The organism is Vagococcus zengguangii, from assembly GCF_005145005.1.
In the GTDB taxonomy this organism is placed as follows: Bacteria; Bacillota; Bacilli; order Lactobacillales; family Vagococcaceae; genus Vagococcus_A; species Vagococcus_A zengguangii.
Window position 1 is genome coordinate 978439 of the sequence record NZ_CP039712.1, and the last position, 21111, is coordinate 999549.

Consider the following 21111-nt stretch of genomic DNA (forward strand, 5'->3'; position numbering starts at 1 on the left):
CTTGCTTAGGCAGGGGTTTTTCTTTATATAATAGTTTTTTCATTATACTATCGTAAAATGATAGGGAAGAGTGAGGTGATATTATATGATTGGTATTATTTACTTTATAGTGGTTATCCTCGCCAATACTTTGGGGGCTGTTTCAGGGATGGGTGGAGGTGTTTTAATTAAACCAATCTTTGATTTTATTGGTGTAGATTCGGTCTTGGCCATTTCATTTTATTCATCGGTGGCTGTTTTTACAATGTCTCTCGTTTCAACTATGCGCCAGTTAAAACAAAACATTTTATTGGATGGTAAAAAAATAACAGGATTATCTATGGGTGCTTTAATAGGGGGAATCTTGGGAAATCAAACGTTGTTCTCGTTAATATGGCAATTGCCAAACGAGAAAGATGTCCAACTTATCCAAATTGGCTTGACCATTTTATCACTTTTTTTTGCTTTAGTTTATTCGAATGAACAGCATCAACGTTTTTCATTTACTTATTTGGGAATGTACATTATTTGTGGTATTGTTTTGGGGTTTTTAGCTAGCTTATTAGGAATCGGTGGTGGACCCATCAATGTTTCACTCTTGATGTTATTATTTAGTATGTCAATTAAACAAGCAACGGTGTATTCAATTGCTACGATATTCTTCTCACAATCGGCTAAGTTGTTAACGATGGGATTGACGACTGGTTTTGGTTCGTATGATTTAACGAGACTTTGGTTTATCGTACCAGCAGCAATCATTGGAGGCATTTTAGGAGCAAAATTAAGTAAAATCTTACCGAGTGAAAGAGTTAGTCAGATTTTCAAACTAATGATTCTTTTGGTTATTTTGATTAATTTGTATAATGGTATGTAAGCGGGTAATAGTCACACGGGTGCACAAATAACGTCAGATAATCTATGATTTTAAACAAGTCATAGTTATCTGGCGCTTTTTGTATTGTACTATTTTATTTACAGAAATCTTGGATTCCTTGAGCCCAAGGCATATACGTTTCAATGAGTTCAGGTTGTTGTCTGAATGGTAGATTCGGTAAATCTGTTAAGAGTCGGCAAAGATAGCTATAGGGATTTAGGCCGTTGGCCTTCGCAGTTTCCATGATGCTATACACTATCGCATTGGTTGTTGCACCCAGTTCGCTCTTTGAAAACAAGAAGTTTTTACGCCCAATAGTTAAAGATCTAATTTTCCTCTCGGCTAAATTATTGGATAAAGCCAAGCGTCCATCCTCTAACACACGCATTAATTCCTCTTTCAAATGTCTACCATAAGCTACCGCTTGTCCTAGTTTACTTTTTGCTAGGACAGGGAGTTGTTCCAACCATTCCCAAAACTCTTCTAGTATCGGTTTGAGTTGAATCTGCCGTTGCCATTTTCTTTCCGCTGTCGATAAGTTTTCAAAACGTCGTTCTAAAGCGAATAACTGATTACAGTAGGCAACACCAATTGCTGCTTGTCCCTTATCACCACTGGCATCCACAAATTTCCTTCTCATATGTGCCCAACAGCCTACAACGGTTAGTCCTGGGATATTTTGATAAGCGACATAACCATCACAATGGCAATAACCTTCAAATTCTTCACTTAACACCTCGATGATGTTTTCTCGTCAGAACGATTCAAAATTTGATAAGGTGTTTCATCCGCATCCTCTATATGGATGTGGATGTCTTTCGTTGGTAAATGTTCAATTAATTTTGCTTTATGGCCTTTACGTTTTTTACGTCGGGTAGTAGTGGTCACGACGGTTTCTACTTCGGTTGTCTCCGGTTCTTGAAAACCGCTGGTTCCTCATCAAATAAAGACAGTTGATTATTGTCTACTGATTTCTCACTAGAAGAACCAAATAATTTTTTAGTTAGGTACTCGACTTGTTCAGTTAACACTTTAATTTGTTTAGCCTGACTTTCAAGTTGAAGTGTCAATTTTTCATTATTTTTAGTTAGAATTTTGACTAGTTCTTCCATTATATGTGACTCACTTTCTAGTTGTTTTTGAAAGTGTATCACACAAATAAGCAAGGTTAAACAAAAAGTTTTATCCTTGCTTAAATTTAATTAAGATAGCCTGGAGCCGATGGCTTCAAAGCTTTAGGTTGTTGAAGCGAGAGTCCCTCTAATAACCATCGTAACTCTTGATGAGATAGCTGTTTGACTTCTTCTGCTTTTCGAGGCCATTGTAATTTTCCTGATTCTAATCGTTTATACAATAAGACAAAGCCATCTTGATCCCAATATAAGGCTTTAAAGCGATCTAATTTTCCACCACAAAACAAGAAGAGTGCTTCATCAAACAAGTTGAGGTTGTATTGACAGGTGATGATTTCTGCCAAGCCATCAATACCACGTCTCATGTCTGTTTTCCCACAAACAATAAAAATGTGTGGGACGCCTGCATAATTAATTAGACCCATTGGTCAATTCCCTAACAATTGTAGTCAGGATATATTGACTGATCCCGTTGTACACTCTTAAATCAGCCTCTCCAACTTCTAACTGACAAGCTAATTTAGGTTTTATAGGTTGGTTTTGGGCAGACAGCTTGCTAGAGTCGTTACCTAAAGAAACAGGGATGATAGATGGTAAACTTTCTTGGTTCATAAAGAACACCTCCAGATATACTTGATGAATTAAGTATACCCGGAGGTGTTTAAGAATTTAATACGGTCAACTATTACACGCTTACTATGAACATCCTTAATCACTGTAATATCAACATTTAAAAGTAAAACATAAAATCATAAAAAAGTCCAACAGTTCAAAAACATTTATAAAAACATTTTTTTTGAACTGTTACTCTTCGTTATTTTTAGTTAAGATGATATAGGACTAAAAGTGACTTGTTAGAAGTCACATAATTTATTAGTTCTTACCGACAATCTTTTTCGAATGAAAAACTTGCGAATTAATTTTAAAGGAGAGATGAAATTAGTGAAAAAAACTTTTTTATTAATTGTTGCATTATTTAGTTCAGCTGTCATGGGCAGTCAAATGGTGAAAGCCTCAGAACTGAATTTTAGTGTTGATACTATATTACCAGAAAATCAAAGAGAAGGTAGTACTTATTTCGATTTGATAATGGAACCAAATCAAGAACAAGAGATCGTTACCAAAATACGTAATCACACCGATAAAGAAATAGAGGTAGAGGCAACGGTAGAACCAGCAACTACAAATGTTAACGGTGTAGTGGACTACAGTAAGACGGAAACAAACGTCGATGATACAGCACCTATAACTATCAAAGAGATTGCTAAGGCTGATAAAGAAACAGTCAAAATTAAAGCCAATCAAACATATGACTACAAAGTTAAGATTACGATGCCAGATATAGCGTTTGATGGTGTAATAGCTGGAGGATTGACTTTTAAAGAAGTTAATGATGATAGTGAAGCAAATGAATCTGAAGAACAAGGGATGGCTATTGAGAATAAATTTGCTTATTCAGTTGCGTTATTAGTTAGACAAAATGAAACATCTTTAGCTTCTGATTTGAAATTACTTGATGTTCGTGTAGATCAATTAAATGCTCGAAATGTTATTTACTCAGATTTACAAAATCCTGTCGCAAAATATTTGAACCAGTTAAATGTTGAAGCAAAGGTAACTAAAAAAGATAAGACCGAAGTCATCTACGAAACGTCTAATCAATCGATGCAAATGGCTCCAAATACGACAATGGCTTATCCAATTAGACTTGAGGGCGAAAAATTGCAACCTGGTAAATATACGATGCATATAACAGCAACGTCAGGTGAGGATAAATGGGAGTTGGAAAAAGACTTCGAAATCACAGCTGAAAAAGCACGTGAACTAAACAAAAAAGACGTGTCAATTGAAGAAGATAACTCAATGTTATACATCTACATAGGAATTGCTGTTCTAGCGTTGTTAATGATCATTATTATTGTTCTGCTTGCTAAAAAGAAAAAAAATAACGACTAAACAAGGGGGATGAGAAACAATGAAATACATTAACAAGCTTACATTAGCCTTAATGTTGTTTATGATATTAGCACCCTCGGTGAAGGCAGAAGAAAGTGAATATGGTTCTAAAGGACAAGTAACGTTTACAGGTGAGTATCAAGTAGACAATGGTCCGGATGAAGAAAAACCACATCATTTGCCACAAACAGGTCAACCACATTATTTGCCACAAACAGGTGAGCAAACACATGCTTATCAATTTATGGGCATCAATCTGGTTGTTATCTCTTTCTTTGGGTATTTAAGATATAAACAGAAGGAGGTGTGATATGAAAAAAATCAACTTAATGCTCATTATCTTCAGTTTTGTTCTGTTTGAAAGTTTAGAAGTGAACGCTGAAGAAAGCACCTATTCAAAAACCGGTGAAATAGAATTCATACCTGGTGATAGTGTTAGACCTCCAATTGATCCAGTAGACCCTGATCCTGATCAACCTGTTGACCCATGGGATCCAACTAGTCCAGATGGCAAACCCGCCCCTGGCACACAAGGTCCGTTATCTATCGATTATGCTTCGAGTTTTGATTTTGGAACGAACGAAATTGATAATAAAGACCGAATTTATTATGCTAACCCACAGTATTATTTTGATACTCAAGTTGGTGAGATAAACAAAAAAATATTCACCCCTAACTATGTTCAAGTTTCTGATATGCGTGGCACGAATACTGGTTGGCGCTTAACGGTCAAACAATTGTATCAGTTTAGAAACGACGAGACAAAAAATAGTGAATTAATAGGCGCTCAGGTGAAATTGAATGATAGCGAAGCCATTTCATATATTGAACAAACTGATCAGACACCGTTGTCTGGTGATGTATCAATTGTACCAGGTGAAAGCTTCGTCGTGATGCAAGCAAACAAAGGAGCAGGCGCTCAAACATGGATTAACAGATGGAGTAAAGTGGAAACTATCCCGTCTGGCGAAGTGAAAAATACTAGTGTTCAACTGTTTATTCCAGGTTCAACACCAAAAGATGCCGTTACCTATAAAACCGAATTCATCTGGACATTGTCAGATAGTCCAGCAAATTAACAAGAAAATTTTTAAATAAAAGGAGAATATAAAATGAAAGCAACTAAAGTAATTTCAACAGTATTATTAAGCACGTTAGTATTAGGAACAGTTTCAACAGGGGTATTTGCTGAAGAGGTTTCTCAGGGAATCGACACAGAAGCTGGTGTAGGGTTCAAGTCTGGTGATGGTGAAGTAACGCCACCCGTTGATCCAGAAAACCCCGATCCAACTAAACCGATTGATCCGGTAGATCCTACAGACCCTACTAAACCGATTGAACCACCTACCGGAAACAAAGGACCTTTATCTTTAGACTTTGCGTCTAAATTGTACTTTGGTAATCAAAAAATTAGTACAAAAGACCAAACTTATTTTGCAGCCGCTCAATTGTATCAAGATAAAGAAAATCCAGGTCAATATTTAGAAACTACAAACTATGTTCAAGTAACTGATAGTCGTGGATTAATTGACGGAAAATGGCAATTGAATGTAAGTCAACCTAATGCTTTTACAACCCCGATTACTGATAGTGAAGGGCTAGCGCAGTCAAAAGAGTTAGAAGGTGCTAAAATTGTTTTCACAAATGTTAACGCCAATTCAGAACAAGATACTACTTCTGCTAAACCGCACGTTCTGCAGACATTTACCTTAGAAAAAGAGGCGTCTTTCAATGTTACCACCGCAGATAATAGCCAAAATCAAGGCTTTGGGACATGGGTAACTCGTTTTGGAACAGCAGTCACTCCAGTTGATAAAACTAATGCTACTGTTGAAATAGAGGGTGTGACGGTGGATACTGAAGCATACGATGAAGCAACCCATAACTTAAACACTGATATTCGTTTAGAAGTACCAGGTAAAGCAACTAAATTAAACCAAGCTTATACAACACAACTTGTTTGGTCATTAACTGATGCACCAGGAAATACAGAAAGCACAGAAAACACATTATAAAAAGAAAAGGATGATAAAAAATGAAAAACAAATTAATTAACTCTCTATTATTAAGTTCATTATTATTAAGTACTGTTTCAACTGTCGTTTTGGCAGATGATAATGAAGGCCCTGTATCGTTATCAAAAGATGCATCAGTTGAATTCCAAGCTGATGACACACCAACACCACCCGTTGACCCAGAAAATCCAGATCCAGAGAAACCAGTAATTCCTGTTGAACCAACAGATCCAGATCCAGATCCAGAGAAACCAGTTGAGCCAGGTACAGGTGGAGAATTATCAATTGACTATGTTTCATCATTTTACTTTGGAGTGAATAAAATTACTGGTAAAACTGAAAATTATGCAGCAAGAGCACAACGAGTATTTGATGAAACAGGTGAATTGTCAGATGTACCTAACTATGCGCAAGTGACTGATAAACGTGGAACGTTAGCGGGTTGGACATTATCTGTTACACAGGCGACTGAATTCCAAACAAGTGAAGAAACGCCTCACGTATTAGTAGGTGCACAATTATCATTAAATAATGCTTATTACGCTACTAAATCAGATGTTAAAGATGTATCACTGCTAACGGGTGCTACTACACTTTCTGCAGGACAAGAAGTTGAGGTATTAGGAACTTCTGAAGGACAAGGTGCTGGAACATTTACCTACTATATGGGGTCATCTGATTCATTGGAAGCAGGAACGCTTTATGTGAAAAATGAAGCAGGAGAAGTAGTTCCTGAAGAAACAATGTTAAATCCAGATGTTAATTTAAAAGTACCAGGTAAAGCAGTTATTAAAACACAAAAATATAGTACTGATTTAATTTGGACATTAAAAAATACGCCAGCAAATTTATAATAAAGCAACGAAAACGAGTGGGTTATCCCACTCGTTTTTTTGTTGTTTATTATTAGAATATTAACATCTTAATATCGCTTTCATATTTGTTGTTGTAACAACCATTCAGATGCTATCATAAATTAGGTAAGTATAATATCTGTTATTTATTATACGTTTAAAGTGAAGTTGGGGAGGAATTTTGGATGAAAAAAATAGTCATGGGGATTTTATCATTGTTGGTATGGGGGATGGTATACAACGAGACAATTGAAGCATCAGAGCTAAAATTTAGTGTGGAAGCTGTTTTACCAGAGAACCAAAGAGAAGGAAGTACGTATTTTGATTTATTAGTTCAACCTTCAACAACGCAAGAAATTGTAGCAAAAATAAAAAATCATTCAAACGAAGAGATAAAAGTAGCAACATTTATAGAGCCTGCTACAACAAATATTAACGGAGTGGTTGATTATGGGGTAACGGATACCACCACCGATGAAACAGCGCCGCTTCAATTCAAGGAGGTTGTGACCTCAAAAGAAGAAACAGTCACCATTCCAGCCATGCAAACAGTGGATTACAAAATCACCATCAAGTTACCAGATAAGACGTTTGATGGCGTGCTTGCAGGCGGGTTGACCTTTAGAGAACATGAAGATGAAAAAGATGAGGAAAAAGACAATCAACAAGGGATGGCGATTGAAAACAAATTTGCCTATTCTATTGCTTTGTTGTTGAGACAAACGGAAACAACCTTAGCTTCAGATTTGAAGCTGTTAAAGGTTGAACCAAGCCAAGTCAATGCTCGTAATGTTATTAATAGTTATCTACAGAATCCAGTTGCTAAGTATTTAAATAAATTTAATGTAACAGCCAAGGTAACAGAAAAAGATAAGTCCGAAACATTGTATGAAACGAAGAATGAAGGCATGCAGATGGCGCCAAATACTACCATGGCTTATCCACTGAGATTAGAAGGAGAAAAATTAAAAGCAGGGAAGTATACCATGCATATCGAGGCTTCTTCTGGTGAAGACCAATGGACATTTGAACAAGATTTTGAAATCACAGCTGAAAAAGCGCGTGAGTTGAATAAAACCGATGTCTCTATAGAAGAGAACAATGATCAATGGTTGATCTACATTGGAATAGGTATTTTAGCACTACTACTTATGATTATTATTTTCTTATTAATTAAGAAGAAAAAATAATAAAATCGGACGAAAGGAGACAATCTCGAATATGATGAAATACTATCTTGTCCTCATAGGTTGTTTGTTATTGATGCTACCAGTTAGCCTCGTACAAGCTGAGGAGAAAAGTTATGGTTCAAGTGGCGTGGTCGGTTTTACGGGTGAATACCCCGTAGATAATGGTCCAGATACCGCGTCGCCAAGCCCTCAATTACCCAATAATAATGGGAATGGTATCGTCTCAAGACCAGTACTACCACAGACCGGAGAAACAAAAGTATCTTATCTATGGTTGGGAAGTCTACTAGTAGTATTAAGTCTAGGCTTGCTAACACAACAAAAAAAAATGGAGGAATTATAAAGATGAAAAAAATATATATGAGTCCTATCGCATTATTATTGTTTACAGCCCCTATTCTATCACTAGCAGAAGAAGAAAAAACATATCCAGCTAAAGGAGAAGTCGAGTTTATCCCTAGTACAACGGTGACTCCACCGGTTGATCCTAATGAACCGGATCCTGGAAAGCCTGTTGAACCATGGAACCCAACGGACCCTGATGGAAAACCAGAACCAGGCACTACTGGACCATTATCAATTGACTATGCTTCAAGCTTTGATTTTGGGGTGCACGAGATTGTCAATATCGATCAAACGTATTTTGCAAAAGCACAGTATTTCTTCAATGCAGATGGAGAGGGTAAAGACGAAAGTACGACACGTCCAAACTATGTCCAAATTACCGATAACCGAGGAACGAATGCTGGCTGGCGTTTAACAGTAAAACAATTAGCGCCGTTTAAAAATGAAGACACTATTAACAAAGAATTAACCGGTGCCAAAGTGACTTTAACAAATAGTAAAGCAGATTCAAATATTACATTAGAAAGTCAAACACCGACTGTTCACGACGTGACGATTGAACCAGGTGAAGATTACTTAGTGATGGATGCAACGATTGGCCAAGGTGTCGGGACATGGGTGGATCGTTGGGAAGGTTTAACAACGGTTGATGGTGAACAATTAAATACAGGCGTTCAATTATTTGTTCCTGGTGCCACACCTAGAGATGCAGTTCAATATTATACAGACTTCTTATGGACGTTATCAGACATTCCGGCAAATGAATCATAAGAACTTACTACTATTATTAAAAGAAGGAGAATAGGCAATGAAAAAAACAACGATTATTTCTACTATTATAATGAACACGTTATTATTAGGTGGGTTAATGCCCGCAGTCAGTGCTGAAGGCTTACCACAGGAAGCGTCCAGCGAAGCAGGTGTTGGATTTGAACCAAACAACGAAGTAGTGGATCCGGTTGATCCAAACAAACCAGATCCAGAAAAACCAATTAATCCAACTGATCCAGAAAATCCTGGAACGGATCTACCAGATCCAGAAACACCAAATGCCGGTCCAATATCATTAGATTTCGCTTCAAAATTATATTTTGGTCTTCAAAAAATCTCGACTAGTAATCAAACGTACTATGCTGCAGCTCAACCATACGGGCCAGATAATGAATTAACAACTAATTATGTCCAAGTAACAGATGTGCGTGGCGATGACCAGGCAACTTGGAAGTTATCAGTTAAGCAATTAAAAGACTTTACAGTACCAGAAACGACTAAAACTTTAGCTAACACTAAAATTCATTTTACTGACGGGAACATGAACACACAAGCTGAAAACAGCTCGGCAGCTCCTAGTGTGTTGAACGAGTCGTTCACGTTGGAAACTGGAACACAAGTGGATGTCGTTCAGGCAAGTGATGGTAAAGGGATGGGAACTTGGGTTCTTCGCTTTGGTACCAATGATAGCTTGGCAACTAATACTGGCGATGAGGGCACGTATCCTGAAGCTATTACAAAGTTAAATAAAGAAATCAGTTTAGAAGTGCCAGGTGCTTCAACTAAGTTAGCAGAAAAATATACCACCGACTTATTATGGACATTATCGGATACACCGTAGCAGTAAACTAGTTAGCTCATAAAAACATTAATTAGAAGGAGAATAACCAATGAAAAAAATTATAACCGCAACGTTATTAAGCACAATGGTATTAGGTACACTTGCCACAACTGTTAAAGCAGCAGATGTGGGGTCGTTAACAGGAACGGGTTCTGTAGAGTTTATTCCAGATGACAGCACAACACCTCCGGTTGACCCTGAAACACCAGATCCAGATAAGCCAGTTGTTCCAACTGACCCAACTGATCCAGATGTTGACCCATCTAATCCGGGAGAGCCAGCACCAGGTACTGATGGACCGTTATCAATTGATTTCGTGTCGGATCTATACTTTGGCGTTCAAAAAATTGTCAGCACAAATGAAGATTACCCTGCTAGAGCGCAACAAGTAGTGAAAAATAATGCGTTAGTGGATGTGCCAAACTATGCGCAGATTACAGATAAACGTGGGACGTTATCTGGCTGGACATTAAAAGTAAAACAAGAAGCGCAATTCAAAACTGGCGATAATGATTTGAACGGTGCTGAATTATCATTTAAACAAGCAACGTTTGCGACGACTGCTTCAGAAAAAGAGTTAGCTTTAATGGAGGAGACGGTAACCTTTGATCCAGGAGTAGAATACACAGTGTTGGGCGCTGCTGATGGGCAAGGTGCAGGAACATACACCTATTACTTTGGAAGCAGTAGTGCGTTGACAGACGGTCCGATGTCATTTAGAGATGATACTGGAGAAGTGGTTGAAAAAACGGTTAAGTTGAATGAGAGTGTCAACTTACATGTACCAGGTAGTGCGGTGAAACGTGCGGCTGTTTATACAACGAACTTGCTATGGACGCTAAGTGACGTTCCTGCTAGTTAATCAGGTGGATAGTGCTCCTTAACGTTATGTTAAGGAGTTACTATAACAGTTCAAACTTGTTAAATCACAAAACATTTATGGACTGTTTCACCAATAACCTTTGTAGTAAGATAGACAAGCAGGTTATGTTGTGATGTTACAGAACGAAGGTAATTGGTTAAAGAACAGGAGGTAATTTTTTTGACTAATAAAAAAATTAATAAGACGGTAACGTTTGTCAGTGTGACAACGATTGCGTTAGGTTCGTTAGGTTTATATAGTAGTAGTGTCTTAAGGAATGCGACGCCGTTAAAGGCGGATGAAATAAATACAGAAGTGTTAGAAGAAACCCTACCAACAAGTGAGATTGCTCAGAGTATGGTAGATGGCAGTTTGGCAAGTGAAACAAGTGAATCGGCTGTAATGAGTGAGTCGGAAGATTCATCAGAAGAGGTAATCGAAAGCACAGAAGAAGTTGCGACTTCAGAAAGTGCATCTGAGGGGAATACTTCGCAAAATGAGAATTCAAGTTCATTGTTTAATACTGATACTATTCAGTATAGTGTTGAAGGTACAACTTTAGTCATTACGGGTGGCGTTCTTGAACACTTAATAGATGGTGTTGGAGCATATTTTGCTGGAAAGATAGATATGTCATCAATTACAGAAATTAATATTACGGGTGAAGTTACCTTCATAGACGCCGGTGCAAATGCATTTTTTAGAGATTTTACAAATGTAACAAGTATTAGTGGTTTAGAAAAAGTTGATGTCTCTCAATGTACTATGTTACGTGGCGTATTTGTGAATATGAAATCACTGCTTTCTATAGATTTATCCAGCTGGGATGTAAGCAATGTAACAAATACTAATAGTTTATTTAGTGGTTGTAATAGTTTAACCGAATTAGATTTAAGTGCTTGGAAAGTGAATAATATTAGATCATCTAGGTCAATGTTCGGTTCGATGACAAGTTTGGAAAAATTAGACCTCTCTGGATGGGAAACAGAAAACTTAATAGATATGTCTGGTATGTTTGTTGGAATGTCAAAAATAACTGAACTCAACATTAATCATTTTGATGTTTCTAAAGTTGCTTCAGTTTCACAGGAGTATGATCCACAAACGGCTGGTGGTGGTATGGCGACTGCATTTAGAGGTATGTCTAGCTTAAAGGCGCTTGATTTAAGTAATTGGAAAACCCCTAGTTTAAAAAGAGCAGACGGTTTATTCCAAAATATGGATTCGCTAGAATACCTTGATATTAGCGGATTCGATATGACTAATATTACGAACCAAACAGGTATGTTTGATTTGAATCAAGAAACATTAGTTTTGAAAAAAATAGTGTTGGGTGAAGATTTTTCATTTAAGGATTCTTCAGTAGCTGGAGAGTCTGGTTTCTCTTCTCTTGTCCCGCCTACTGAATTAAAGTTATGGGGAAGACAAAATCAACAAACCATGAAATTTGACAGTATCCCTAAGACAGCAGAACAATTGGAATCAGAGTATAACGGACAAACTTTATCAGGAACTTGGACATGGCTAGATTATTATGGAATATACCTGAAGGAAGAGACGATGTATATTAATCAGGAACCTCTTTGGGATCCCAAAGTCCATTTAGAAAGAGTAACCGATGAATACGGTAATATCAGTGACTGGGATACAGAAGACGTCCAATACTCGCATGATATTGACTTTAGTAAAACAGGTAAGTATGAAATCTTATATTCTACCGAACATTTTGAATCTAGCACATATCTAAACTTGATTTCCAAAATTATTAATATTAATTTTGTGAATGAAGAGAACCAAGTGATAGGAGAACAAGAGAAATTTGAAGGTGGAGTAGGAGAAGAATATCAGTTTAAAGCAAAATCTATAGACGATTATATACTAGCAAGTGTAGAAGGGGAAGCTTCAGGTGTTCTTACTGAAGAAACACAAGATGTGACTTTTAAGTACATTAAACTAGATGATGCTCTAGAGTTAAAACAAGAAGTATTTAATACAGATAACACATCATTAGATGGAAAAACTGCAAATAAAGAAGATACTTTAAATTATAAGGTGACAATTAGATTAAATGATTTAATTGATTTAGATCATTATACTTTGAACAATTTAATAGTCAGTGAAGTTATAGACCCATCGTTAGAGGATATAACAAATCTAAAAATGATGAATTTAGAAGGTGACGAGGTAGAAATTGAATTAGATTCAGATAACAAATTAATAACTTATAATGATGTTGCAGGTTTATCTCGTGAATGGGTAATAACATATAATGGGAAAATTTCACGTACCGCAGAAACGGGCGCAGAAATCAAAGAAGTAGCGGATATCACGTTAGAATTAGATTCGAATTTGCTGGATAGTGCTAGTACTATTATTGGAAAATCAAATGAAGTTGTTACAATAGTGGAAGCTTCTCCATTAAGTTTGGTTAAAGCACCACTATCAATAAATTATGGTAATAGTAATAAAATTTCATCTTCTACACAAAAATATGAATATCAAGAAGTTTCAGATGATAATAGAATTATTATTAACGACGGTCGTGGCGTGGATACAGGATGGAGCCTATATGGTAAAATGGAGAAAGAATTAACGAATGGTTCTTCTATTTTGGAGTCTGCATTAAGTTATAAAGGTCAGACGCTTGATACTGTAAATGGTGCATTAATTTATAATCAAGAAAAAACAGAGAACTCAAATGATGTTGTAATAGAGATTAATAAAGAAGATTTATTACTAACGGTGTTACCAGGACAAGCTAGAATAGGTGATTACGAAGGTACGATAATTTGGTCGTTAATGGATACACCTGCTAATGAAATCAACTAATGTGTAAAAAAAATGGAGAGCCTTAGAGCGAAAAAAGTTAAATAGTAGGTTAATATAAAGAAAACAGGTACGATGATATTTTCATCGTACCTGTTTGTGTTTATTTATTATGGCTCTTCGTCAAATAGTGTTGATGGACTCAAATTTTATAAAATTAAGTGACTCTAAATTGCAATATTAAGTTAGCCACTTAGGTAAAAAAATCTAAATATCAATGTTATTTTAACCAAAACCTCTTTTACTATCAGGTTTTGGTTTTAATTTTTTCCAATTCTTCTAAAAATAGTATGACTGGTTGTCGATAGTTTAACAACTTACGTGGTAAAAAATTGATACTATCAGTAGCTTGCTGAATAAATTGTTTTGAATACTTATATATCGGTGTTCCTTTCGGAACAAATCTCCTAAGTAATCCATTATGCCGTTCATTTGTTCCACGTTCCCATGAGGAATACGGATGAGCAAAGTAAATATCAGTCGCATGGTTTAAGGTGTCTTGTAATGAGCTAAATTCACTTCCGTTATCAGCGGTGATTGATTTAAACACATGAGAAAACAAATGACCAAACTGCTTTTCTAGTTGTTTTAACGCATAGCAAACAGACTCTTCAGTATGGTCATCTAAAATAGCGGTCACCATGTAGCGTGTTTTTCTTTCAACGAGAGTGAGTAAAGCATTGTCATCTTTTGTTTTGGCTCCAAGAACACTATCTATTTCCCAATGACCAAAAGATTGTCTACTATCAATCGAAGCTGGCCGTAGATCAATTGATTTTCCTAGCTCTTTTTTATGTTGATGGCTTTTCTTTTTCTTCGGTGATAACCTAAGCTTCATTTTAAGATGGTGGTTTCTTATTGGTAGAATGCCACTATCTATGTAGTTATAAAGTGTTTTAGTGGAGACTGTAGGTTTGTCAAAATCCTCTAAGGATTTAACAAACCCAACAATCGCATCTGGTGACCAATTAAATTCAATGATTTGTTTACAAGCATAATTAATAAAGTCAAAGGCACTTATTAATTTGGATTTAGCTCCACAACGCTTCCTGTTTTTTATATAAACGGCTTGTCCTGTATCAGCAAAATAGAGTTGTCTAACTTTTCTATTTTCTTTAATTTGAGTTGTGGTACCACGTTTAAGCTCGTTAGCAATCGTTTGGTGATGACGACCTAACCGTTTACCAATTTCTCTATTTGATTTACCATTCTTATGCCAGGATTCAATAAGTTGTCTTTCCTTGAAGGAAAGGTGTTTATAGGTTGATTTTTTTGTGTTACTCTTAATTTGAGCCATGGTAAAAATTCCTTTCATTGTTGAGTGAGTACTTCAATGATACATGATTTTTTACCATGGTGTTTTTTATTTATCTTAGGGTGGCTAACTTGATTCTACAACTAGCCAAAATTAAGTGACTAGGTGAAGTGTAAAAACTTCACCTTTTGTAAGCGGGTAATAGTCACACGGGTGCACAAATAACGTCAGATAAGCTATGATTTTAAACAAGTCATAGTTATCTGGCGCTTTTTGTATTGTACTATTTTATTTACAGAAATCTTGGATTTCTTGAGCCCAAGGCATATACGTTTCAATGAGTTCAGGTTGTTGTCTGAATGGTAGATTCGGTAAATCTGTTAAGAGTCGGCAAAGATAGCTATAGGGATTTAGGCCGTTGGCCTTCGCAGTTTCCATGATGCTATACACTATCGCATTGGTTGTTGCACCCAGTTCGCTCTTTGAAAACAAGAAGTTTTTACGCCCAATAGTTAAAGGTCTAATTTTCCTCTCGGCTAAATTATTGGATAAAGCCAAGCGTCCATCCTCTAACACACGCATTAATTCCTCTTTCAAATGTCTACCATAAGCTACCGCTTGTCCTAGTTTACTTTTTGCTAGGACAGGGAGTTGTTCCAACCATTCCCAAAACTCTTTTAGTATCGGTTTGAGTTGAATCTGCCGTTGCCATTTTCTTTCCGCTGTCGATAAGTTTTCAAAACGTCGTTCTAAAGCGAATAACTGATTACAGTAGGCAACACCAATTGCTGCTTGTCCCTTATCACCACTGGCATCCACAAATTTCCTTCTCATATGTGCCCAACAGCCTACAACGGTTAGTCCTGGGATATTTTGATAAGCGACATAACCATCACAATGGCAATAACCTTCAAATTCTTCACTTAACACCTCGATGATGTTTTCTCGTGATCGTGTAAGCGATGAATGATAGTAGGTAATAGGATATTGTGATTCTTGAACAGCTTGGAATAACCAAATGCGAGCTTGCGAAGTACTAGGTTTCCCGTCAGAACGATTCAAAATTTGATAAGGTGTTTCATCCGCATGGATGACAGGCTCTTTTATTAAATACTGACGTAAACGTTCATATATTGGTTGTAGCCACTCTTCTGATGCACGGATTAACCAATTTGCTAAAGTTTTTCGAGAAACAAGTAATCCATAATTTTGCCATTCTTTTTCTTGTCGATAAAGTGGCAGACTTAAATTATATTTTTGATGCATCACCCACGCAATCACACTAGGACTTGCTAAACTATTTTGTAATGGTGCCTTCGGTGCCTGTGCGCGTTTGATAGAAGAAATATCTTGCTTTCGACAAGCTTGGCAATCATAGCTATGTTCGATATAGCGATTTTTTTCTAAACGTGCTGGAATAAATATCACTTCTTCTCGGACCACTTTTTCACCCATGACTTTTAACGTATCACCACAAAGCTCACAAAGATAATCCGCACCCTCTAAATGGATGTGGATATCATTTGTTGGTAAATGTTCAATTAATTTTGCTTTATGGACTTTACGTTTTTTACGTCGGGTAGTAGTGGTCACGACGGTTTCTACTTCGGTTGTCTCCGGTTCTTGGAAACCGCTGGTTCCTCATCAAATAAAGACAGTTGATTATTGTCTACTGATTTCTCACTAGAAGAACCAAATAATTTTTTAGTTAGGTACTCGACTTGTTCAGTTAACACTTTAATTTGTTTAGCCTGACTTTCAAGTTGAAGTGTCAATTTTTCATTATTTTTAATTAGAATTTTGACTAGTTCTTCCATTATATGTGACTCACTTTCTAGTTGTTTTTGAAAGTGTATCACACAAATAAGCAAGGTTAAACAAAAAGTTTTATCCTTGCTTAAATTTAATTAAGATAGCCTGGAGCCGATGGCTTCAAAGCTTTAGGTTGTTGAAGCGAGAGTCCCTCTAATAACCATCGTAACTCTTGATGAGATAGCTGTTTGACTTCTTCTGCTTTTCGAGACCATTGTAATTTTCCTGATTCTAATCGTTTATACAATAAGACAAAGCCATCTTGATCCCAATATAAGGCTTTAAAGCGATCTAATTTTCCACCACAAAACAAGAAGAGTGCTTCATCAAACAAGTTGAGGTTGTATTGACAGGTGATGATTTCTGCCAAGCCATCAATACCACGTCTCATGTCTGTTTTCCCACAAACAATAAAAATGTGTGGGACGCCTGCATAATTAATTAGACCCATTGGTCAATTCCCTAACAATTGTAGTCAGGATATATTGACTAATCCCGTTGTACACTCTCAAATCAGCCTCTCCAACTTTTAACTGACAAGCTAATTTAGGTTTTATAGGTTGGTTTTGGGCAGACAGCTTGCTAGAGTCGTTGCTTAAAGAAACAAGGATGATAGATGGTAAACTTTCTTGGTTCATAAAGAACACCTCCAGATATACTTGATGAATTAAGTATACCCGGAGGTGTTTAAGAATTTAATACGGTCAACTATTACTCGCTTACAATGGTATAAGTGTTTTAAGCAAATCTTAACGTAATTAAATGAACCTGTCAGTGTATTGAATACTGGCAGGTTCATTTTAATTGTTACTACTTAGTATGGTTATAACGCTATTACTTGAATATCATAACCATAGTGTTTAATTAATTCTAAGGTATCAGCCTTCTTTAAAAAAATGGTTTGCGTGTTGATATTCGGGTGAAAGGTTAAGTATTCTTCCTCCAATATTTCTTGGTCGAAAAAAACTTGAACATCTTTGTCGGCGTTATAAGGTAATCCAAATATCGAAATTAAACCAGGAGGAAGTTTCATTTTTTTGATAGCTGTTTCACTAGACGTTAGTTTGATACGACTTTGGGAACCAATAAGATTTTTAAAATGATGAATATCTAGCCGTTTTTTATCGTCCATCACAATCAAAAAGAAAGCGCTTTTTCGTTTGTTTGTTAAAAATAAATTTTTTGTACGCACTCCCTGATGCCCATCAATAAAAGCATCCGCTTCTTCTGTTGTAGTAGCAGGAGGGTGTTCAACGATTTTATAAGGAATTCTAAGTAATCTTATCGTATCCATTAACTCTTTGTTCAGTTGGGCTAACTCATATTCAGTTGTATCCATCTTATCTCCTCCATCCAATTAAGTGTTTGTTTAATAAAACAAGATGATAAACCAATCATAAGCCACATATTAGCAGCAAGCAACTTTTATTCTTAAGATATAAGAGCAGCTGTTCGGCGAGCAGATGAAAAAAGGATGACAAAAAAAAGCCTTTTTGTCATGCGATTAATTACTATTTTTTCGATATTTCAATGGTGTCATGCCTGTGACCTTTTTGAATGTTCTAACAAAATAGCTTGGTTCCACGTATCCCAATTCATCACTTATTTGATTGATAGGTAAGTCGGTTGTTTTAAGCAATTTTTTCGCCCAGCTTATTTTTAATTTCGTATAAACTTTTGTGAATGGTTCGCCAAATTCTTCTTTAATTAAACGACTTAGATAGCTAGGGCTTAAATTACATAACGACGCTAAAGTAGTTAAATCAAGATTTTCTTGTTTGTTGTAAAAAATAGCATCAATTGCTGGTTGTAATTGTTTATTTTTCAAAGATCGTTTAGTCGAGAGGTTATTTAAACGCTTATCTAATAGGGACTGTTTTAACTCTTTTTCCACATATTCTAGATTATCAAGATTAGTTGAAGTGACGACTCTGTCATCTTTCTTGCGAATCGTTAAACTCTGTTTATAAGTTTTAACTAAAAAGTCTTTTTTAATGGCCTCGTTCACAATATAATGACTTAAATCTTTCAACATATTAGCGAATTTAGTTAGTTCATCCAAGGTTAGTGAGGGATATTGTTCAAACAAGTCAACATGTTCACATTTGAACGCTTGCACGCTTTCAAGATGATCTAAGTTGAGGACTTGTTCAAGTTTGTCATGATTGTCTCGCAAGGTGATTTCACCAGCCATGATGGCCCCGGTGTATTGATTGTCAACCATAATAGGAATTGCCATATCAATAATATTAAAATGACAGCGATATATAAACGGTTCATTCATCCGTACAGCTTCGATAGCCGCTCTGGCATCACATTTTTCACAAAAAAACTTTAACTCCGGATGCTTTCGAGCTAAAGAGCAAAACGGTTGAACTTGACTATGGGTTGAGATAGGGCGACCTTGGTAGTCCACTAAGATGATCGCAAGGTTTGTCGCAATCGCAATGCTTTCTTGCAATGTTTCCCATTTTTTTAAATCCAATACTTCTTCAATTTTGTACGCCATTAGTAAAATGCTCCTAACTGTCATTGGTAGAAAATGTTTATTAAATAATCGTATTTATTAATATTATATCATTTTGACGATTATTTTTTACAAAAAAATTCAATTTAACAAAAAAATTCAACTTTAATTTATAAGTAAACGCTATCATCGTTCAATGATTTCGCTTTCATTAGAGGTTATGATAAGTATGTAATAAAAAACAAGGAGGAATTAACTCATGAGAAAAGCATTAATTTTACCAACAAAATATGTACAAGGTGAAGATGAATTATTAAATTTAGGATATTTCGTGTCGACTTTTGGTAAGTCAGCATTGTTAATTGCAAGTCAAGAAGATGTAGAGCGTGTTAGACCACAATTAGAAGCAACTGCCGAAAAATTCGATGTGAGTTTTATTGAGGGTGGGTTTAACGGTGAGGTAACACGTGAAGAAACAAAAAGATTACAAGCTGTTGCAACAGAAAAACAAACAGATTGTATTATCGGACTAGGCGGAGGTAAAGCAATCGATGCGTCTAAAGTAGTGGCAGAAGGTGAACATTTAATCATTGTCCCAACAATTGCAGCTCAAGATGCACCAACTTCACATTCAGCAGTTTTATATCATGAGGATGGCTCATTTGATGACTATGCTTACTTTAAACAAAGTCCTAGTGTTGTATTAGTTGATACAAAAGTAATTGCGAAAGCACCAACGAGATTTTTAGTGGCCGGGATGGGTGATGCATTATCAACTTACTTTGAAGCACGTGCAACGCACCATTCATATTCTCGTGTTAATGCAAGTTTACCAATGGGCACAAGAGAAGGTGTGACACCTCCAGCAGTTGGAACATATGCGGCTCTAGCTCTAGCAAAATTATGTTGGGATCATCTAAGAGAAGATGGCTTACGAGCAAAAATTGCTTGTGACGCAAATGTAGTGACAGAAGCATTAAATAAGATTGTTGAAACGAATATCTTGCTTTCAGGACTTGGGTTTGAAAGTGGTGGTTTGGCAGCTGCTCATGCGATTCACAATGGGATGACTGCCTTACATGGTGCACATAGCTATTTACACGGTGAAAAGGTTGCCTTTGCAACCATCGCTCAGCTAGTTTTAGAGAACGCTGACCAATCAGAACTTGAAGAAGTTTTAGACTTCTGCTATTCAGTTAACTTGCCAATTACGTTAGCTGAACTAGGCGTTGAAAATATTACGTTTGAAGAAGCAATGGAAGTGGCGAAAATCGCATGTATTCCAGAAGAATCAATTCATTCTATGCCTTTCCCAATTATTGTTGAAGATGTGGCAAATGCGATTATCGTAGCAGATAAAATAGGACAAGAGTATCATTCTAAACACTAATAAAGAAGATGACTCCTAAAAAATGAACATCTTTTTAGGAGTTGTTTAATTGGAAAATAGCCTCTTGTTGAAATCGCTTCCAATTATTAGTATAATGTAGAAGTGGTAAGCAAAGATAGAAATGTGGGAGTGACGTTAATAATGAAAAAAAGTATTCTATTAGTATCACATAGTAAAGAAATTACAGATGGCCTGAAAGTGATGATTGAGCAAATGGCAAATTCCGATGTTGTTTCAATCTATTCATTAGGAGGCACGTCAGATGGAGAGTTAGGAAGCGATCCGATGAAGTTAATTGATGCGGTAAATGAGGCGGAAGATTCAGATGTCTATCTAGTCTTTGCAGATTTGGGAAGTGCGGTAATGAGCTCTGAACTAGCATTTGACATGTTAGAAGAAAATCAACAAGCACGATATAAATTAGTTGATGCCCCACTAGTTGAAGGCGCTTTTGCAGCAGCCATTACAGCGGGTGTAACAGATGATATTAACCAAATAATCACTGAAGCAAAAAATGCTGGTAAGAAAGGTTGGGAGTAAT

Annotated in this window: 25 protein-coding genes and 1 pseudogene; 14 read left to right on the top strand and 12 right to left on the bottom strand. The window is 36.3% G+C overall.

Features of this window, described 5'->3' with window-relative positions; genetic code table 11:
• Positions 1-85: 85 nt before the first annotated feature.
• Positions 86-853 carry a sulfite exporter TauE/SafE family protein gene (locus tag FA707_RS04560; RefSeq protein ID WP_136953113.1) on the top strand — a complete coding sequence of 256 codons (768 nt, stop codon included), beginning with the start codon at positions 86-88 and terminating at the stop codon, positions 851-853.
• Positions 854-947: 94 nt separating this feature from the next.
• Here FA707_RS04560 and tnpC (FA707_RS04565) read toward each other — a convergent pair whose 3' ends face one another.
• The 5 genes and pseudogenes from tnpC (FA707_RS04565) to FA707_RS04580 form a co-directional block, all read right to left on the bottom strand.
• The gene (tnpC, locus tag FA707_RS04565) at positions 948-1589 is read right to left on the bottom strand and encodes an IS66 family transposase (protein WP_168177343.1); all 642 of its coding nucleotides are present in this window, start codon (positions 1587-1589) and stop codon (positions 948-950) included.
• On the bottom strand, positions 1583-1741 hold the full coding sequence (locus tag FA707_RS10445) for a hypothetical protein (RefSeq protein WP_168177344.1): 159 nt from the start codon (positions 1739-1741) through the stop codon (positions 1583-1585). The genes tnpC (FA707_RS04565) and FA707_RS10445 overlap by 7 nt, the downstream gene beginning before the upstream one ends.
• Positions 1742-1788: 47 nt before the next feature.
• Positions 1789-1875: pseudogene (locus FA707_RS10545) on the bottom strand (transposase domain-containing protein); the annotation flags it as partial.
• Positions 1876-2051: 176 nt separating this feature from the next.
• Complete coding sequence (gene tnpB, locus FA707_RS04575; RefSeq protein WP_136953116.1) at positions 2052-2411, bottom strand: IS66 family insertion sequence element accessory protein TnpB; 360 nt, start codon at positions 2409-2411, stop codon at positions 2052-2054.
• Positions 2398-2598, bottom strand: a complete 201-nt coding sequence (locus FA707_RS04580; protein WP_136953117.1) for a hypothetical protein — start codon at positions 2596-2598, stop codon at positions 2398-2400. Before FA707_RS04580 ends, tnpB (FA707_RS04575) begins: the two co-directional genes overlap by 14 nt.
• Before the next feature lie 321 nt (positions 2599-2919).
• Between FA707_RS04580 and FA707_RS04585 the strand changes: the two genes are divergently transcribed.
• From FA707_RS04585 to FA707_RS04635, 11 genes are all read left to right on the top strand, one after another.
• Positions 2920-3942, top strand: coding sequence for a WxLIP family cell surface protein (locus tag FA707_RS04585; RefSeq protein WP_168177345.1), 1023 nt, complete (start codon positions 2920-2922; stop codon positions 3940-3942).
• A gap of 19 nt (positions 3943-3961) precedes the next feature.
• Positions 3962-4252 carry an LPXTG cell wall anchor domain-containing protein gene (locus tag FA707_RS04590; RefSeq protein WP_136953119.1) on the top strand — a complete coding sequence of 97 codons (291 nt, stop codon included), beginning with the start codon at positions 3962-3964 and terminating at the stop codon, positions 4250-4252.
• 1 nt (position 4253) lies between these two features.
• Complete coding sequence (locus FA707_RS04595) at positions 4254-5021, top strand: WxL domain-containing protein (protein WP_246032310.1); 768 nt, start codon at positions 4254-4256, stop codon at positions 5019-5021.
• 33 nt (positions 5022-5054) lie between these two features.
• A complete protein-coding gene (locus FA707_RS04600; RefSeq protein ID WP_136953120.1) occupies positions 5055-5957 on the top strand; it encodes a WxL domain-containing protein in 903 nt (300 codons plus the stop codon).
• Between the two features lie 20 nt (positions 5958-5977).
• Positions 5978-6811 carry a WxL domain-containing protein gene (locus tag FA707_RS04605; RefSeq protein WP_136953121.1) on the top strand — a complete coding sequence of 278 codons (834 nt, stop codon included), beginning with the start codon at positions 5978-5980 and terminating at the stop codon, positions 6809-6811.
• A 185-nt stretch (positions 6812-6996) separates the two neighbouring features.
• On the top strand, positions 6997-8001 hold the full coding sequence (locus FA707_RS04610) for a WxLIP family cell surface protein (protein ID WP_136953122.1): 1005 nt from the start codon (positions 6997-6999) through the stop codon (positions 7999-8001).
• A gap of 31 nt (positions 8002-8032) precedes the next feature.
• Positions 8033-8344: an EF2685/EF0750 family sortase-dependent surface protein gene (locus FA707_RS04615; protein WP_136953123.1), complete on the top strand. Its 312-nt coding sequence runs from the start codon at positions 8033-8035 to the stop codon at positions 8342-8344.
• Between the two features lie 2 nt (positions 8345-8346).
• Entirely contained in the window at positions 8347-9117 is a 771-nt protein-coding gene (locus tag FA707_RS04620; RefSeq protein WP_136953124.1) for a WxL domain-containing protein, read from the top strand.
• Positions 9118-9154: 37 nt separating this feature from the next.
• A complete protein-coding gene (locus FA707_RS04625) occupies positions 9155-9958 on the top strand; it encodes a WxL domain-containing protein (protein ID WP_136953125.1) in 804 nt (267 codons plus the stop codon).
• A gap of 49 nt (positions 9959-10007) precedes the next feature.
• Entirely contained in the window at positions 10008-10820 is an 813-nt protein-coding gene (locus tag FA707_RS04630; RefSeq protein WP_136953126.1) for a WxL domain-containing protein, read from the top strand.
• A gap of 180 nt (positions 10821-11000) precedes the next feature.
• On the top strand, positions 11001-13649 hold the full coding sequence (locus FA707_RS04635; protein ID WP_136953127.1) for a BspA family leucine-rich repeat surface protein: 2649 nt from the start codon (positions 11001-11003) through the stop codon (positions 13647-13649).
• 244 nt (positions 13650-13893) lie between these two features.
• Here the strand turns inward: FA707_RS04635 and FA707_RS04640 are convergent, their stop codons facing one another.
• The 7 genes from FA707_RS04640 to FA707_RS04670 all read right to left on the bottom strand — a co-directional run bounded on the left by FA707_RS04640 (position 13894) and on the right by FA707_RS04670 (position 19222).
• Complete coding sequence (locus FA707_RS04640) at positions 13894-14943, bottom strand: IS30 family transposase (protein ID WP_136954183.1); 1050 nt, start codon at positions 14941-14943, stop codon at positions 13894-13896.
• Positions 14944-15189: 246 nt separating this feature from the next.
• Complete coding sequence (gene tnpC / locus FA707_RS04645) at positions 15190-16494, bottom strand: IS66 family transposase (RefSeq protein WP_136953128.1); 1305 nt, start codon at positions 16492-16494, stop codon at positions 15190-15192.
• An 8-nt stretch (positions 16495-16502) separates the two neighbouring features.
• On the bottom strand, positions 16503-16718 hold the full coding sequence (locus tag FA707_RS04650) for an IS66 family transposase (RefSeq protein WP_136953129.1): 216 nt from the start codon (positions 16716-16718) through the stop codon (positions 16503-16505).
• Between the two features lie 86 nt (positions 16719-16804).
• Positions 16805-17164: an IS66 family insertion sequence element accessory protein TnpB gene (gene tnpB / locus FA707_RS04655; protein ID WP_136953130.1), complete on the bottom strand. Its 360-nt coding sequence runs from the start codon at positions 17162-17164 to the stop codon at positions 16805-16807.
• On the bottom strand, positions 17151-17351 hold the full coding sequence (locus FA707_RS04660; RefSeq protein WP_136953131.1) for a hypothetical protein: 201 nt from the start codon (positions 17349-17351) through the stop codon (positions 17151-17153). Before FA707_RS04660 ends, tnpB (FA707_RS04655) begins: the two co-directional genes overlap by 14 nt.
• Positions 17352-17536: 185 nt before the next feature.
• Positions 17537-18052: a YbaK/EbsC family protein gene (locus tag FA707_RS04665; RefSeq protein WP_136953132.1), complete on the bottom strand. Its 516-nt coding sequence runs from the start codon at positions 18050-18052 to the stop codon at positions 17537-17539.
• A 165-nt stretch (positions 18053-18217) separates the two neighbouring features.
• Entirely contained in the window at positions 18218-19222 is a 1005-nt protein-coding gene (locus FA707_RS04670) for a PocR ligand-binding domain-containing protein (protein WP_136953133.1), read from the bottom strand.
• Positions 19223-19439: 217 nt separating this feature from the next.
• Here FA707_RS04670 and FA707_RS04675 point away from each other — a divergent pair, with 217 nt between their 5' ends.
• Complete coding sequence (locus FA707_RS04675) at positions 19440-20570, top strand: glycerol dehydrogenase (RefSeq protein ID WP_136953134.1); 1131 nt, start codon at positions 19440-19442, stop codon at positions 20568-20570.
• Between the two features lie 141 nt (positions 20571-20711).
• Positions 20712-21110, top strand: a complete 399-nt coding sequence (gene dhaM / locus FA707_RS04680) for a dihydroxyacetone kinase phosphoryl donor subunit DhaM (RefSeq protein ID WP_136953135.1) — start codon at positions 20712-20714, stop codon at positions 21108-21110.
• Position 21111 lies beyond the last annotated feature (1 nt).

Bases quoted from the DNA above. Each gene is read 5' to 3' on its own strand.
- dhaM (WP_136953135.1), top strand. From the start codon at position 20,712: ATGAAAAAAAGTATTCTATTAGTATCACATAGTAAAGAAATTACAGAT.
- FA707_RS04560 (WP_136953113.1), top strand. From the start codon at position 86: ATGATTGGTATTATTTACTTTATAGTGGTTATCCTCGCCAATACTTTG.
- FA707_RS04650 (WP_136953129.1), bottom strand. From the start codon at position 16,718: ATGGAAGAACTAGTCAAAATTCTAATTAAAAATAATGAAAAATTGACA.
- FA707_RS04625 (WP_136953125.1), top strand. From the start codon at position 9,155: ATGAAAAAAACAACGATTATTTCTACTATTATAATGAACACGTTATTA.
- FA707_RS04620 (WP_136953124.1), top strand. From the start codon at position 8,347: ATGAAAAAAATATATATGAGTCCTATCGCATTATTATTGTTTACAGCC.
- FA707_RS04590 (WP_136953119.1), top strand. From the start codon at position 3,962: ATGAAATACATTAACAAGCTTACATTAGCCTTAATGTTGTTTATGATA.
- FA707_RS04660 (WP_136953131.1), bottom strand. From the start codon at position 17,351: ATGAACCAAGAAAGTTTACCATCTATCATCCTTGTTTCTTTAAGCAAC.
- FA707_RS04615 (WP_136953123.1), top strand. From the start codon at position 8,033: ATGATGAAATACTATCTTGTCCTCATAGGTTGTTTGTTATTGATGCTA.
- FA707_RS04640 (WP_136954183.1), bottom strand. From the start codon at position 14,943: ATGGCTCAAATTAAGAGTAACACAAAAAAATCAACCTATAAACACCTT.
- FA707_RS04605 (WP_136953121.1), top strand. From the start codon at position 5,978: ATGAAAAACAAATTAATTAACTCTCTATTATTAAGTTCATTATTATTA.
- FA707_RS04595 (WP_246032310.1), top strand. From the start codon at position 4,254: ATGAAAAAAATCAACTTAATGCTCATTATCTTCAGTTTTGTTCTGTTT.
- FA707_RS04665 (WP_136953132.1), bottom strand. From the start codon at position 18,052: ATGGATACAACTGAATATGAGTTAGCCCAACTGAACAAAGAGTTAATG.
- FA707_RS04600 (WP_136953120.1), top strand. From the start codon at position 5,055: ATGAAAGCAACTAAAGTAATTTCAACAGTATTATTAAGCACGTTAGTA.
- tnpB (WP_136953116.1), bottom strand. From the start codon at position 2,411: ATGGGTCTAATTAATTATGCAGGCGTCCCACACATTTTTATTGTTTGT.
- FA707_RS04630 (WP_136953126.1), top strand. From the start codon at position 10,008: ATGAAAAAAATTATAACCGCAACGTTATTAAGCACAATGGTATTAGGT.
- FA707_RS04580 (WP_136953117.1), bottom strand. From the start codon at position 2,598: ATGAACCAAGAAAGTTTACCATCTATCATCCCTGTTTCTTTAGGTAAC.
- FA707_RS04675 (WP_136953134.1), top strand. From the start codon at position 19,440: ATGAGAAAAGCATTAATTTTACCAACAAAATATGTACAAGGTGAAGAT.
- FA707_RS04585 (WP_168177345.1), top strand. From the start codon at position 2,920: ATGAAATTAGTGAAAAAAACTTTTTTATTAATTGTTGCATTATTTAGT.
- tnpB (WP_136953130.1), bottom strand. From the start codon at position 17,164: ATGGGTCTAATTAATTATGCAGGCGTCCCACACATTTTTATTGTTTGT.
- FA707_RS04610 (WP_136953122.1), top strand. From the start codon at position 6,997: ATGAAAAAAATAGTCATGGGGATTTTATCATTGTTGGTATGGGGGATG.
- FA707_RS04670 (WP_136953133.1), bottom strand. From the start codon at position 19,222: ATGGCGTACAAAATTGAAGAAGTATTGGATTTAAAAAAATGGGAAACA.